The 12,482-nt window shown below is 62.8% G+C and carries 15 protein-coding genes; 6 read left to right on the forward strand and 9 right to left on the reverse strand.

The window, feature by feature from the left end; genetic code table 11:
* The first annotated feature begins 16 nt into the window (after nucleotides 1-16).
* A complete protein-coding gene (cydB, locus tag BMZ46_RS24565; RefSeq protein WP_074688759.1) occupies nucleotides 17-1,033 on the forward strand; it encodes a cytochrome d ubiquinol oxidase subunit II in 1,017 nt (338 codons plus the stop codon).
* Nucleotides 1,020-1,172 carry a DUF2474 domain-containing protein gene (locus BMZ46_RS24570; RefSeq protein ID WP_074688757.1) on the forward strand — a complete coding sequence of 51 codons (153 nt, stop codon included), beginning with the start codon at nucleotides 1,020-1,022 and terminating at the stop codon, nucleotides 1,170-1,172. The genes cydB and BMZ46_RS24570 overlap by 14 nt, the downstream gene beginning before the upstream one ends.
* Nucleotides 1,173-1,254: 82 nt before the next feature.
* Here BMZ46_RS24570 and BMZ46_RS24575 read toward each other — a convergent pair whose 3' ends face one another.
* Nucleotides 1,255-2,106 carry a CAP domain-containing protein gene (locus tag BMZ46_RS24575; protein WP_064597492.1) on the reverse strand — a complete coding sequence of 284 codons (852 nt, stop codon included), beginning with the start codon at nucleotides 2,104-2,106 and terminating at the stop codon, nucleotides 1,255-1,257.
* A gap of 199 nt (nucleotides 2,107-2,305) precedes the next feature.
* Between BMZ46_RS24575 and BMZ46_RS24580 the strand changes: the two genes are divergently transcribed.
* Complete coding sequence (locus BMZ46_RS24580) at nucleotides 2,306-2,926, forward strand: cell wall hydrolase (protein WP_074688754.1); 621 nt, start codon at nucleotides 2,306-2,308, stop codon at nucleotides 2,924-2,926.
* Nucleotides 2,927-3,013: 87 nt separating this feature from the next.
* Here BMZ46_RS24580 and BMZ46_RS24585 read toward each other — a convergent pair whose 3' ends face one another.
* The 4 genes from BMZ46_RS24585 to BMZ46_RS24600 all read right to left on the reverse strand — a co-directional run bounded on the left by BMZ46_RS24585 (nucleotide 3,014) and on the right by BMZ46_RS24600 (nucleotide 6,219).
* Nucleotides 3,014-4,420, reverse strand: coding sequence for a heavy metal sensor histidine kinase (locus BMZ46_RS24585; RefSeq protein WP_074688752.1), 1,407 nt, complete (start codon nucleotides 4,418-4,420; stop codon nucleotides 3,014-3,016).
* On the reverse strand, nucleotides 4,417-5,088 hold the full coding sequence (locus tag BMZ46_RS24590) for a heavy metal response regulator transcription factor (protein WP_007950581.1): 672 nt from the start codon (nucleotides 5,086-5,088) through the stop codon (nucleotides 4,417-4,419). The genes BMZ46_RS24585 and BMZ46_RS24590 overlap by 4 nt, the downstream gene beginning before the upstream one ends.
* A gap of 12 nt (nucleotides 5,089-5,100) precedes the next feature.
* On the reverse strand, nucleotides 5,101-5,358 hold the full coding sequence (locus tag BMZ46_RS24595; protein WP_064597487.1) for a DUF2790 domain-containing protein: 258 nt from the start codon (nucleotides 5,356-5,358) through the stop codon (nucleotides 5,101-5,103).
* Nucleotides 5,359-5,505: 147 nt separating this feature from the next.
* Nucleotides 5,506-6,219 (reverse strand): murein L,D-transpeptidase catalytic domain family protein, encoded by a 714-nt coding sequence (locus tag BMZ46_RS24600; protein WP_011334749.1) that lies wholly within the window; start codon nucleotides 6,217-6,219, stop codon nucleotides 5,506-5,508.
* Between the two features lie 151 nt (nucleotides 6,220-6,370).
* Between BMZ46_RS24600 and BMZ46_RS24605 the strand changes: the two genes are divergently transcribed.
* Nucleotides 6,371-7,984: a L,D-transpeptidase family protein gene (locus BMZ46_RS24605; protein WP_074688750.1), complete on the forward strand. Its 1,614-nt coding sequence runs from the start codon at nucleotides 6,371-6,373 to the stop codon at nucleotides 7,982-7,984.
* Between the two features lie 3 nt (nucleotides 7,985-7,987).
* On the opposite strand, the gene BMZ46_RS24610 is transcribed toward BMZ46_RS24605, so the two are convergent.
* On the reverse strand, nucleotides 7,988-8,503 hold the full coding sequence (locus BMZ46_RS24610) for an HvfX family Cu-binding RiPP maturation protein (RefSeq protein ID WP_074688748.1): 516 nt from the start codon (nucleotides 8,501-8,503) through the stop codon (nucleotides 7,988-7,990).
* Between the two features lie 57 nt (nucleotides 8,504-8,560).
* Complete coding sequence (locus BMZ46_RS24615) at nucleotides 8,561-8,764, reverse strand: HvfA family oxazolone/thioamide-modified RiPP metallophore (RefSeq protein ID WP_074688746.1); 204 nt, start codon at nucleotides 8,762-8,764, stop codon at nucleotides 8,561-8,563.
* Between the two features lie 241 nt (nucleotides 8,765-9,005).
* Here BMZ46_RS24615 and glsB point away from each other — a divergent pair, with 241 nt between their 5' ends.
* Entirely contained in the window at nucleotides 9,006-9,914 is a 909-nt protein-coding gene (glsB, locus tag BMZ46_RS24620; protein WP_011334745.1) for a glutaminase B, read from the forward strand.
* Between the two features lie 69 nt (nucleotides 9,915-9,983).
* Nucleotides 9,984-11,486, forward strand: a complete 1,503-nt coding sequence (locus BMZ46_RS24625) for an aldehyde dehydrogenase family protein (protein WP_039767106.1) — start codon at nucleotides 9,984-9,986, stop codon at nucleotides 11,484-11,486.
* Nucleotides 11,487-11,534: 48 nt separating this feature from the next.
* On the opposite strand, the gene BMZ46_RS24630 is transcribed toward BMZ46_RS24625, so the two are convergent.
* Nucleotides 11,535-12,194: a carbonic anhydrase gene (locus tag BMZ46_RS24630; protein ID WP_039767103.1), complete on the reverse strand. Its 660-nt coding sequence runs from the start codon at nucleotides 12,192-12,194 to the stop codon at nucleotides 11,535-11,537.
* Nucleotides 12,195-12,205: 11 nt separating this feature from the next.
* The gene (locus tag BMZ46_RS24635; RefSeq protein ID WP_039767100.1) at nucleotides 12,206-12,442 is read right to left on the reverse strand and encodes a DUF2790 domain-containing protein; all 237 of its coding nucleotides are present in this window, start codon (nucleotides 12,440-12,442) and stop codon (nucleotides 12,206-12,208) included.
* Between the last annotated feature and the right edge of the window lie 40 nt (nucleotides 12,443-12,482).

A 12,482-nucleotide genomic window follows, 5' to 3' on the forward strand; every position in this document is an offset into this window, starting at 1 on the left:
AAAGGAGCATTGAGTCATGGGTATTCAAGGTATCGATCTCTCGTTGATCTGGGGCGTGATCATTGCCTTCGGGGTGATGATGTACGTGATCATGGACGGCTTCGATCTGGGCCTCGGGATCCTGTTCCCGATGATCAGCGACGAGCAGGAACGCGACGTGATGATGAACACCGTCGCACCGGTGTGGGACGGCAACGAAACCTGGCTGGTGCTCGGCGGGGCGGCGTTGTACGGCGCGTTTCCGCTGGCTTACGGGGTGATTCTCGAGGCGCTGTATCTGCCGCTGATCTTCATGCTGGCGGGGCTGATTTTCCGTGGGGTGGCGTTCGAGTTTCGCTTCAAGGCGCCGGCTGAAAAACGCCATCTGTGGGACTGGGCGTTCATTGGCGGTTCGCTGCTGGCGACGTTCTCCCAGGGCGTGGTGATCGGCGCGTATGTGGCGGGGATTCCGGTGGTGGATCGGCAGTTCGCCGGTGGCGGTCTCGACTGGCTGGCGCCGTTCCCGCTGGTCTGCGGCGTCGGTCTGGTGATCGCCTACGCCTTGCTCGGCAGCACCTGGTTGCTGGTCAAGACCGAAGGCATGCTCGAATCGCGGATGCGTCACTACAGCCGTCCACTGGCGTGGCTGCTGCTGGCGATGGTGGTGGTGATCGGCGTGTGGACGTTGCAACTGCACCCGGAACTGGCCAGCCGCTGGTTCAACCATGCGCACCTGACCGTGTTCGCCGGGCTGGTGCTGTTGGCGGTGCTGGCGTTGTTCGGGCTGTTGCGTTCGCTGCGTCAGCGCCACACCCACTGGCCGTTCGTGTTCACCCTGGTGCTGATGTTCCTCGGTTACATCGGTCTGGCGCTGAGCATCTGGCCGAACATCATCCCGCCGTCGGTCAGCCTGTGGGCGGCGGCTTCACCGGCCACCAGTCAGTTGTTCGCCTTGATCGGCGCGCTGTTCATCCTGCCGGTGATCCTGATGTACACCTTCTGGAGCTACTACGTGTTCCGCGGCAAAGTGAGGATTGGCGATGGCTACCATTGAGATGCGTGAAGTGAAAAGCCGCTGGTACAAACGCCTGGGCTGGTTGCTGTTGATCTGGTCCGGCAGCGTGGTTTCGCTGGCGGTGGTGGCGAGCCTGCTGAAACTGGCGATGTACGCGGCGGGGATGAGAACTCACTGAGCATAAAAAAACCGGAGCCTGGCTCCGGTTTTTTATTGCCTGCATTTTTCATCCTCCCCTAAAGGGGAGGATGCCTTGAGGTTTACTCCCCGCCAAACATCGCGGTCCAGTAGATCCCGGCGCTGCTCTTCGGATCGACCGCGTAGGCAGCGCCCAGCTCGCGGTATTGCGGGTTCATCAGGTTGGCGCAATGACCGGGGCTGGCGAGCCAGCCGGCGACGACCTTCTGCACCGTGTCCTGCCCGGCGGCGATGTTCTCGCCGACCTGCTGGCCGCTGTAACCGGCCAGTTCGGCGCGGTCGCCGGGAGTGCCGCCGTTGCGGTCCTTGTGGTCGAAATAATTGTTGTTGGCCATCTCGCGGCTGTGTTCCTGGGCAACGCCGCCAAGCACGGCGTTCCATGCCAGCGGCGTGGTCGCCGCGAATGCCTGACTGCCGCACTGGCGCGGTTGGGCGCGGGCGGCATTGAGTTGTTCGAGGAGTTTCTGGCCTTCCGCCTGACCGTCGCCGAGGCGGGCGGACAGCAGCGGTCGGGCCAGAGTGATGCGCCAGTCACGGTCGGCGCGACTGACGCCGATATCGACGAACTGCGGATCCAGCACCACCTGACAGAAGCTTTCCTGAATCGCCTTCATCGCCGACGCCGCGTCCCGTGGTCCGTTCAGGGTGATCGCCTGCACGTTGACCATCGGGTAGCGAGCGCTGGACATCGCCTGCTGCAAATCCACCACGCCGGTGGCCGGCAGAATCAGGCGCGGATCGGCCGACAGCGGCGGCAATTCGCTGGACGCCTGGCTGCCACAACGCTGCGGCTGGCTGCGGTAGCTGTTGATCGATTCGATCAATTGCGACTCGTCGGTGGCCATGGCCGAAGTGGCCAGCGCCAGGCCCACGGACAACGCGGCGAGTCGCAGAACGGATGGCATGAAGCGCATGGAAATCTCCCTTGGGCTGAGTGCGCACATCATGCGCGAAAGGGCCCCGGTTGGTGCAATGTCTTTTTCTTCATGGCACGGATTTTTCTGCGGAACGATGCTGTGAAAATTGCCGTCTACACTTCGCGAAGAGCCCGGGATCCGGGCGTCTCAACCACGTAACACTTTGCCCGCAGCGGGCCCTGCCGGAAGAATGATCATGGGATTGAACGGGTTGCTTTGCTGTCTTGCGTTGACCCTGCTGAGCGGCGCGGCACTGGCCACCGATCAGGCACCGATCAAGGAAAAGGCCGAGGCGAAAGCCGAGGTTTTGGAAGAGAAGGCGGCCGACAAGCCCGACGCGCCCCCGGCACCCAAATCCGAAGCCATCACCCCGACCGAAGCCCAGGCGGTCGACCCCGCCGGCGCTGCGCCACTGGACGATCCGATCACCTGTCTGGCGCGCAGCATCTATTGGGAAGCCAAGGGCAAGGACAATGCCGACATGGAAGGCGTGGCCAGTGTGGTGATGAATCGCTTGGGGCATGACGGCTTTCCAGGCACGGTCTGCGCGGTGGTCAAGCAGGGCTCGGAAAGCAGGAGCTGCCAGTTTTCCTGGTGGTGCGACGGGCGTCCGGATCAGGTCAAGGAAGATGCCGAATACGCGCTGGCCAAGGAAATCGCTGGCAAGGCGCTGAACCGCCAGCTCACCGACCGCACCCACGGCGCGCTTTATTTCCACGATCGCAACGTTCATCCGAGCTGGGCGAAGGAGTACAGGAAAACCGCCGAGACCAGGAAATTCCTGTTCTATAAGCCCGCTGGCGGGGATGCGCGTTAGGCGCAGACTTCGCGCACACAATGGCGCCGTCGCACTGCATTTTCCTTGTGGGACCAGGTTCGCTCCCACAGGGAGAACTTGGCGAAATCAGTCGCGGGGTTGTCGGGCCGGAAAGAACAGTTCAAAGCAGGTGATCCCGTCGGCGCTGCTGACGCTGTAGCGGCCCTGATGCAATTGCATGATGGTCGCGACAATCGACAGGCCCAGTCCGTTGGATTGGGCAGAGCGCTCGCGAGACGGATCGACGCGGTAGAAGCGTTCGAACAGCCGCGACAGGTGTTCGGCAGGAATGGTCGCGCCCTGATTGCGTACCCGCAGATAACTGCCGTCCGCTTCGGCCACGGCCTCGACCTGCAGCGTCGAATCTGCCGCGCCGTACTTGATCGCGTTGGCGCACAGATTGGCCAGGGCCCGGCGCAGCAGCATCGGTTCGGCCCAGATCACACCGCTGCCACTGGCCTCGATGGTGATACCGACGTCCGCCGCCAATCCCTCGAAGTAATCGGCAATGCGTTGCATCTCATCGCCGGCGTCCAGCTCCTGACGCTGGCTCAGCGCGCTGGCCGGGTCGGTGCGGGCAAGAAACAGCATGTTGTCGAGCATCCGCGCCAGCCGCTCGAGTTCTTCGACGTTGGAGGCGAGCAACTGCTGATAGGCGTCCACGCTGCGGCTCTGTTGCAACGCGACCTGGGTTTCGCCAAGCAGGTTGTTGATCGGCGTGCGCAGTTCGTGGGCCATGTCGGTGGAGACCTGGCTCAGTTGCGCAACCCCTCGGTCGAGCCGGTCAAGCATCGCATTGAAAGCTTCGATCATCGGCTGCAATTCCCGGGGCGTGCCGTGGCGGTCGAGGCGTTCGCCGAGGTTGGCGATGCCGATCCCGTGGGCATGCCGGGCAATCCGCCGCAATGGCAGCAAACCGCGATACACCAGCAGGCAGCCGACCAGCGCCAGCACAATCGCGGCCAATGAAGCGAGGCCGTACACGCTGAGCCGGTAATTGGCGAGCATTGCCGTGCGCTCGGTCATCAGGCGTCCGGTGAGCACCTGCAGGTTGCCCAGATCGCCCGAGTCGATGGTCGCCGCCACCGCCGAAAATGGCACACCGTCGACGCTCGGCAAGTGCTGTACATCGCTCAGGGCCATCGGGTGATCGATCGGTACGGCGGGCAAGTTCGGGGTGGCGAGGTTGCCGGGGTTGACCACCAGCAACGGCGGCTGGCCGGGTGCGCCGATGGTCAGCAAGGCTTCGCGGTTGCCGAGCATGTTCTGAAACAGCGCCGGCTTGTTCTTGATCAGTTCCAGGGTGTTGCTGTCGTTGAGGAAGGTGCGCAACTGATCGACGCGACTGACCAACTGGATGTCGTCGCGGCGAATCAGAGCTGCTTCCAGTTGGTTGTACAGCGCCGCGCCCAGGCCTCCCAGCGCGGCGAAGGCGAGCACGGCGAAGACCAGCGCCAGACGCAAGGTCAGAGAGTAAGTGCCGGCGATTTTCATGGCTGGGTATCGAAGCGGTAGCCGATGCCGCGCACGCTGTGGATCAGCTTGAGCGGGAACGGATCGTCGATTTTCGCCCGCAGGCGGCGCACGGCGACATCGACCACGTTGGTGTCGCTGTCGAAATTCATGTCCCACACCCGCGAGGCGATCAGCGAGCGCGACAGCACTTGCCCGGTGTGGGTGGCGAACAGTTGCAGCAGGGCGAATTCCTTGTTGGTCAGGGTGATCCGGTTGCCGGCGCGGGTGACTCGACGTTTGAGCACGTCGATCTGCAGATCGGCCACCTGCAATTGCTCTTCTTCATGGATCGGCCCGCGCCGGGTCAGGGTGCGCAGGCGCGCCACCAGTTCGGCGAAGGAAAACGGCTTGATCAGGTAATCGTCAGCGCCCAATTCCAGGCCTTTGACCCGGTCGGCGATGTCATCGCGGGCGGTGAGGAACAGCACCGGCGTGTCGGTTTCCTTGCGCAGCCGGCGCAGGACTTCCCAGCCATCCATTTTCGGCATCATCACGTCCAGCACGATCACATCGAAGTCGAATTCCAGCGCCAGGTGCAGACCATCGGCGCCGTCCCGGGCCAGGCTCACGCTGTAGCCCAGTTCCTGCAGGCCGTTGAGCAAATAATTGCCGGCCTTGGGTTCGTCTTCGACAACAAGGATATTCATGGCTACTGCGCCTCAATGGTCGTTGGTGCAGCCGCTGCCTTGTACTTGATAGTCCAGCACATGTTCACGGCCCTGGTGGTCGAGGTAGTCGAGCTGCGCGGGGATCACGCCGCAGGCCTGGGAAATATCGGTGCTGGAGAGGACTTTGTCGACATCCAGGTGCACGAAGAAGCCGGTTTTGTCATGAATGACGGCAGCGTCCGGCGCAGGCGCGGCGAACACGGAACCGGTGGCGAGGAGGGCGGTGAAGGCGAGGATCAGGGTTTTCATGATGGGGCACTCGAGTCGTTGAAGTTGATCGGCGTTCTGGCCGGGACAACTTCAAGCTACCGGGCGATCCGCTCGGCAAACCGACAACTCGATGACAAATCTGTAATAAACCGAACCTGTGGGAGCCAGCGCACTCCCACAGAGTATTCAGCTGGCGTGAGTGCTGAGAATGCTCGCGATCTGTTGTGGCTGGCAGTTGAGGTACGGCGAGGATTTCAGCCACTGCTGATCCGGGTACCAGGAGAACATGAATTGGCCATTCTTCAGGCTGTCGATCACCCGTTTGGCAACCTGCGGTCGCACCGCCGGGCAACCCTGGCTGCGGCCCAGGCGGCCGGTACGTTTGCTCCAGAACGGGTTCACGTAGTCGGCGGCGTGGATCACGATGGCGCGGTCACGGGCCATGTCGTTGATGCCTGGTTCCAGACCGTCCATGCGCAGCGAGTAACCGTGGGTGCCCTGGTAACTTTCCTGGGTGCGGAACAGGCCGAGGCTGGATTGAAAACTGCCTTCACGGTTGGAAAACCGGGTGGCGAAGTTTTCCCCGGAATTTGAACCATGGGCGACCAGATCACGCAGCACCAGTTTTTTCCGGGTCAGGTCGAAGATCCACAGCCGGCGCTCGGTGGACGGCTGCGAATAGTCGATGATCGCCAGGTGACGGGACTGCTTCGCGCCGTTGTTGATCGCACATTGCATGGCGTTCAAGGCACCTTTCAGCGCCTGGGGATTGAGTTCCGGAGCGGCGTGCGCGAGGCTGGTGTACAGAACCGGCGAAGAGGTGCCGGCGGCAAAGGCTGGGCTGGTCAGCACGCCAAGGGCGGTGGCAGTCAGCAGAAGTCGGCGCAAAAACGTCAACATTTAAAGTGAGTCTCCACTTGCTACTTGTTTGGCACTTAGGCTCCTGACGTCCAGTCGTTCCCGGCAAGCCCGCGAATCGGGCCTGACTGTGCACCGCACCTGAGGTAAGGTTGACCGTCAATCAAGACGGCCATGGATTGGAGTAAAGCAGTTGTTCAAAAAGTACGCATGCTACTTGAGCATTTGTTTGCTCGCTGCGCCGTTTGTCGCTTGCGCCGAAGAGCCGTTGCCGGGACTTCCGACGCTGCCGCCCGTGCCGACGGAAATGCCCATCGAACCGCAGAGCCCGTTGCAGGCTGCGCTGATCAGCCTGCCCCAGGCGTGCCCGACGATCGGCACCAGCCTCAACGGCCCGGCGCTGGATCAGTTGCGCGCGTTCTACCAGCAGCAGGACTGGCTGCCAGTGTGGGCCGATGGCGGGCAATTGCCGGCCTTGCATGCGCAATTGCAGCTGTTGGCCGACGATGGCCTAAACCCGAAACGCTATCCGGTAGCGCTCACTGCCCCGCAGGACGGCGAACTGTGCGCCGATATCGAGATCAGCCGCTATTACCTGCAAGCCCTGCAGGATCTGCATTACGGCCGCCTGTTGCAATCGCACTTCGAACCGCTGTGGCATTCCGACGAAACGCCACGCGACCGGCAGGCCGAATTGCTGGCGATCGCCGTGCCGGGCGTGCACAACGTTCCCGCCGCCTTCGATCTGGCCCGGCCGCAGTTGGCGCAGTATCAGAATTTGCGCCATCTCTACGCAGCTCAACGCCTGAAAGCCTTGCCGCAGTGGACGTCGGTGGGCAATGGGCCGTTGCTGCGTCCGGACATGGAAGACAAACGCGTGCCGGAACTGGCCCGGCGGCTGTACAGCGAAGGCTACCTGAGCAGTGTGGTCGGCACGCCGGACAACGCTTATCACGGCGTATTGGTGGAGGCAGTGAAGAGCTTTCAGGCCAACCATTCGTTGCAGGCCGACGGGGTGGTCGGGCCGGGGACGATTGCCGAACTCAACATCAGTCCGTTGACTCGCCGCGAACAGTTGCGGGTCAACCTTGAACGTTTCCGCTGGATGGCCCAAGACATGGAGCCGGACGGTCTGCTGGTCAACGTCGCCGCTGCCGAGCTGACGCTTTATCAAGGTGGCCTGCCGGTGTGGCAGACCCGCACCCAGGTCGGGCGCGCCGAACGCCAGACCCCGCTGCTCAAATCCCGGGTCACGCGCCTGACGCTGAACCCGACCTGGACCGTGCCGCCGACCATCTGGAAGGAAGACAAACTGCCGGAAATCCGCAAGGATCAGACCTTCCTCAGCCGCCAGAACCTGCAAGTGCTCGACGCCAACGGCCAGCCGCTGGCTGCCGCCGACATCGACTGGGACAACCCCGGCAACATCCTCCTGCGTCAGGACGCCGGGCCGCGCAACCCGCTGGGGCAAATGGTCATTCGTTTCCCCAACCCGTTTTCGGTGTACCTGCACGACACGCCGAGCAAGGCGCTGTTCGACAAGGGGCCACGGGCGTTCAGTTCCGGCTGCGTGCGGGTCGAGCATCCGATGAAGCTGCGCGATTTGCTGCTCAGCCCGGCGGAGAAGGCGCGCACCGACACCTTGTTGGCCACCGGCACCACCCATGAATTCCGCCTGAGCAATCCGGTGCCGATCCTCATGACTTACTGGACGGCACAGGTCGACGGCCAGGGTCGTGTGCTCTACGCGCCGGACATCTACAGCCGTGACAGCGCGTTGCTGGCGGGGCTGGACCGGGCGCATTGATCCTCAGTGGCTGGCGTGTTTCCAGAAAAACCGCGCCAGCCACGCATCCACGCTCAACTTGCCGGCCCCGGCAAACACCAGCGGTACCAGCGCAGCCAAATAAATGGCCGGCAGCTTGAAGTTGCCGAAGCCTTTGTTGGTGATCGCGTAACCCTGGGCCAGCTCACTCAACGATGACCAGTCCGCCGGCCAGTGCACGGCAGCGGTGGCGACCACGGTCACGACGATCAGAGAAATCGCCGAAATCCGCGTGCCGAATCCGATCAGGATCGCCAGCGCGCAGATCAGCTCGGCCCACATCGACAGTTCCCAGTTCAGCGTGGCCGGCAAGTGGTCGAAGGGAAACGGAAACCGCTCCTGAATGTCTTCGAACCAGTTCTGGCCGTTGAATTTCTCCAGCCCCGATTCGAAAAATTCCCAGGCGATGAACAGGCGCAAGGTCAGCGGCGCGAGCCACTGGCCGGCGCGGTCGAGGTTCCAGTGCAGGCCTTTGACGGCCGACGAGAGAGCTGTGGTCATGGGAAGGCTCCATTCATTCGAAAGAAAACGGGGCACCAACGTGCCCCGTGAAAAGGGTTACTCGCCGGCGCCACACTTGCCTTCGCCGCATTTGCCTTCCGAGGTTTTTTCCGCCGAGTCGGCCTTGGCCTGGGTCTGGCTGTAGCCGTGATCCAGTTGCTTGACGGTGAACGCTTCGGAAGCCGAAGCGGCGTTGGACAGGGCCAGGCCACCGGCAAGCAGCAGGCCCAGAGTCAGGGAGGTTTTCGAGAGCTTGGTCATGGTGAATCTCCGATGCGATAGGTGAGTTCAAAGGCTTGATCGGGGTTGCCGATCGACAGGTTCATTTGAACGCCGGGCTGTATCGGTGATGTGTCGCGAAGGGCCGGATTTGTGGGCGGGATGTGTCGGGCGTCGGGCCGTACACACTGCGATACACCGCGCCGGTGTGATTCGATTGCCGGGCGCAGCGTCTAGCCACCGTGTCCCCGCAATCCCATGGGGCGAGACTTCGAGACCCGGCATGCAAGCGCTGTTGAACGAGATCCTTGACGCTGTCCGGCCCCTGATCGGGCAGGGCAAGGTGGCTGACTACATTCCCGCCCTCGGCACCGTGCCGGCCAATCAGCTGGGCATCGCCGTGTATGGCAACGACGGCGAGATGTATTGCGCCGGCGACGCCGAGACGCCGTTCTCGGTGCAAAGTATTTCCAAGGTATTCAGCCTGGTGCAGGCCATCGAACATTCTGGCGAGGCCATCTGGGAGCGTCTGGGCCATGAGCCGTCCGGCCAGCCGTTCAACTCGCTGGTGCAGCTGGAGTTCGAACGCGGCCGTCCGCGCAATCCGTTCATCAATGCCGGGGCGCTGGTGATCTGCGACATCAACCAGTCACGCTTTGCCGCACCGGCCTTGTCGATGCGCGACTTCGTGCGGCGGCTGTCGGGCAACCCGCAGGTGATGGTTGACGGCAAGGTCGCTGACTCCGAATACCAGCACCGCGCGCGCAACGCGGCGATGGCGTACCTGATGCAATCCTTCGGCAATTTCCACAACGACGTTGAAGCGGTGCTGCGCAGCTACTTCAGCCACTGCGCGTTGCGCATGAACTGCATCGATCTGGCCCGGGCGTTCTGCTTCCTGGCCAACGACGGTTTCTGCAAGCACAGCGGTGAGCAGATTCTTACTCGCCGCCAGACCCAGCAAGTCAACTCGATCATGGCCACCAGCGGCCTGTACGACGAGGCGGGCAACTTCGCCTACCGCGTTGGTCTGCCGGGCAAGAGCGGCGTCGGTGGCGGCATCGTCGCGGTGGTGCCGGGGCAGTTCACGGTGTGCGTGTGGTCGCCTGAGTTGAACACGGCGGGCAATTCGCTGGCGGGGATGGCGGCGCTGGAAATGCTCAGTTCGCGGATTGGCTGGTCGGTGTTCTGAGCCCGTGTTGCGTTGAGGGAGGCCAACCTATACATTTTCCGGCCGCCCTCAATATGGTGAATCCGCTCCATGTCTCTCGCGCTCGAACGTCTCGTCGCTGGCACGCCTATCCCTTTCGCCGGTAACCGCGTCACCGTGGTCAGCCCCGAACTGGCCGAGCGTTTCCGACCCGGCGACCATCTGCTGGTGGAGCAGGTGAGCGGCGAGCTGTTGCTGATTCCGGTGGTGGATCAGCAGGCTGCATCGGTGGCGATCGAGCGTGCAGCGGCGGCGTTTACCGCGTTGTCCGCGGTGTCGGACGAGGCCATCAGCCGCTTCTTCGATCTGTTTGCCCAACGTCTGGAAAACCCGGACGCCTGGGCGCTGATCGAAACCGCCAACCTCGCCGACATCGAGCGGGCCAAGGCTCGCAGTCGTTCCACTACCCGGTTGCTCGCTGACGAGCGCATGCGCCGCGACATGATCGCCGGCCTGCGCGCCTGGCGTGATGCGCCGGCGACCCGTGGCAAAGTGATCAGCAGCGTCGAGCACGACGGCTGGAAGGTCGAGCAAGTGGTGTCACCGCTGGGCATCGTCGCATTCGTATTTGAAGGCCGGCCGAACGTCTTCGCTGACGCCGCTGGTGTACTGCGCACCGGCAACACTGCCGTGCTGCGGATTGGCAGCGATGCGCTGGGCACCGCGCAAGCCATCGTCACCCACGCCCTGAACCCGGCGTTGGCCGATGCCGGTCTGCCGGCGGGTGCGGTGTCGCTGGTGGAGAGCGTCAACCACGCCGCCGGTTGGGCGATGTTCGCCGACCGGCGTCTGTCGCTGGCGGTGGCCCGTGGTTCGGGTCGTGCGGTCAGTCAGTTGGGCAGCATCGCCCAGCAGGCCGGCACCGCCGTCAGCCTGCACGGCACCGGTGGTGCGTGGCTGATTGCTGATCGTGATGCCGATGCCAAACGCTTCGCCGCTGTGGTGCGCAACTCGCTGGATCGCAAAGTCTGCAACACCTTGAACGTCTGCCTGATCCAGCGTGACCGTGCTGCTGAACTGGTGCCGCTGTTCCTCGATGCCTTGAAACAGGCCGGTACCGCGCGCGGTCAGGGCTGCAAATTGCACATCGTCGAAGGCAGCGAAAGCTATCTGCCGAGCGACTGGCAGAACGCAACGGTCGAGGTCTATCGCGCCGAGGGTTACCAGACTGAAGTCCTGGCCGAACCGCTGCCGGAAGCTCAACTGGGTCGCGAATGGGAGTGGGAAGAAACCCCGGAAACCAGCCTGATGATCGTCGACGATCTGGATCAGGCCACCGCACTGTTCAATCGCTACAGCCCGCAATTCACGGTGTCGTTGATCAGCGAAGATCCAGCGGTTCAGGAACGTTTCTACAGCGCGGTCAATGCGCCGTTCGTGGGCAACGGCATCACCCGTTGGGTCGATGGCCAGTACGCGCTGAACAAGCCGGAACTGGGTCTTTCGAACTGGGAAAGCGGTCGGTTGTTTGCTCGCAGCGCGATTCTCTCCGGCGACGGTGTGTTCACCGTGCGCAGCCGCATGACGCAAATCGATCTGGGCGTAAAACGCTGAACAGAACAACGCCGCGCCCGTCGCAATGACGGGCGCGGCGTTGTGTTTTCAAGCCGCATCGACTGCCTGGCCGTACACCGCGCACGTCGACGGTTGCTCGGCCAGCGAGACAAAGGTACGGCGGTCGGCACTCAGGGCGTCGATCGAGCCGGTCTCGATGTCGTACACCCAGCCGTGCAGATTCAGCAGGCCTTTCTCCTGGGCCAGGCGCACGCTCGGGTGAGTCTGGATGTTCGCCAGTTGCGCGATCACGTTTTCCCGCACCATCGAACTCAGCCTGGCGGCGTCATTGGCGTGTGGCCGCGATTCGTTGACCACTTTCGCCGACTCGGCGTGTTGCAGCCAGCCGCTGACGGCGGGCAGGTGATCCATGCATTTGCACTGGGCGATGGCGGTCATGGCGCCGCAATCGGAGTGGCCGCAGATCACGATGTCGGTTACGCCGAGCACGGCCACCGCGTATTCCACCGTCGCCGAAACCCCGCCCGGATGCGGACTGTAGGACGGCACGATATTGCCGGCGTTGCGGATCACGAACAGCTCGCCGGGTTCCTGCTGGGTCAGCAGTTCCGGAACGACGCGGCTGTCGGAGCAAGTGATGAACAGCGTGCCCGGGGTTTGGGTAGTCGCCAGGTGTTTGAACAGCTCGGTGCGTTGCGGAAACGCTTCGTTCTGGAATTTCAGGAAGCCTTCGATCAGGTTTTTCATGGTGTGTCCTCTCAGTTCGAACAGCCGGTGCCGAATTCGCTGTATTGAAGAATGTGTTTTGCGCCGTGGCTGTCGAGGTAAGTCATCTCGACTGGCACTACGCCGCAGACGTCGGCGACCGGGGTGATGCTCACGACTTGCGCGATGTCCAGCGACATGCCGTAGCGGTAGGCGACGGCCTCTTCATCAGCCTGGGCCTGGGCGGCGAGGCCGGTGAGCAGGGCCAGGGTCAACAGAATTTTTTGCATGGGGCAGCCTCCAGGCAGATGTGGTGATGACTTGGCAAAT

This window comes from Pseudomonas sp. NFIX49, assembly GCF_900115915.1.
In the GTDB taxonomy this organism is placed as follows: domain Bacteria; phylum Pseudomonadota; class Gammaproteobacteria; order Pseudomonadales; family Pseudomonadaceae; genus Aquipseudomonas; species Aquipseudomonas pharyngis.

Excerpts from the sequence above, each read along its gene's own strand:
- cydB (WP_074688759.1), top strand. The coding sequence starts at position 17 with ATGGGTATTCAAGGTATCGATCTCTCGTTGATCTGGGGCGTGATCATT.
- BMZ46_RS24570 (WP_074688757.1), top strand. The coding sequence starts at position 1,020 with ATGGCTACCATTGAGATGCGTGAAGTGAAAAGCCGCTGGTACAAACGC.
- BMZ46_RS24575 (WP_064597492.1), bottom strand. The coding sequence starts at position 2,106 with ATGCGCTTCATGCCATCCGTTCTGCGACTCGCCGCGTTGTCCGTGGGC.
- BMZ46_RS24580 (WP_074688754.1), top strand. The coding sequence starts at position 2,306 with ATGGGATTGAACGGGTTGCTTTGCTGTCTTGCGTTGACCCTGCTGAGC.
- BMZ46_RS24585 (WP_074688752.1), bottom strand. The coding sequence starts at position 4,420 with ATGAAAATCGCCGGCACTTACTCTCTGACCTTGCGTCTGGCGCTGGTC.
- BMZ46_RS24590 (WP_007950581.1), bottom strand. The coding sequence starts at position 5,088 with ATGAATATCCTTGTTGTCGAAGACGAACCCAAGGCCGGCAATTATTTG.
- BMZ46_RS24595 (WP_064597487.1), bottom strand. The coding sequence starts at position 5,358 with ATGAAAACCCTGATCCTCGCCTTCACCGCCCTCCTCGCCACCGGTTCC.
- BMZ46_RS24600 (WP_011334749.1), bottom strand. The coding sequence starts at position 6,219 with ATGTTGACGTTTTTGCGCCGACTTCTGCTGACTGCCACCGCCCTTGGC.
- BMZ46_RS24610 (WP_074688748.1), bottom strand. The coding sequence starts at position 8,503 with ATGACCACAGCTCTCTCGTCGGCCGTCAAAGGCCTGCACTGGAACCTC.
- BMZ46_RS24615 (WP_074688746.1), bottom strand. The coding sequence starts at position 8,764 with ATGACCAAGCTCTCGAAAACCTCCCTGACTCTGGGCCTGCTGCTTGCC.
- glsB (WP_011334745.1), top strand. The coding sequence starts at position 9,006 with ATGCAAGCGCTGTTGAACGAGATCCTTGACGCTGTCCGGCCCCTGATC.
- BMZ46_RS24625 (WP_039767106.1), top strand. The coding sequence starts at position 9,984 with ATGTCTCTCGCGCTCGAACGTCTCGTCGCTGGCACGCCTATCCCTTTC.
- BMZ46_RS24630 (WP_039767103.1), bottom strand. The coding sequence starts at position 12,194 with ATGAAAAACCTGATCGAAGGCTTCCTGAAATTCCAGAACGAAGCGTTT.
- BMZ46_RS24635 (WP_039767100.1), bottom strand. The coding sequence starts at position 12,442 with ATGCAAAAAATTCTGTTGACCCTGGCCCTGCTCACCGGCCTCGCCGCC.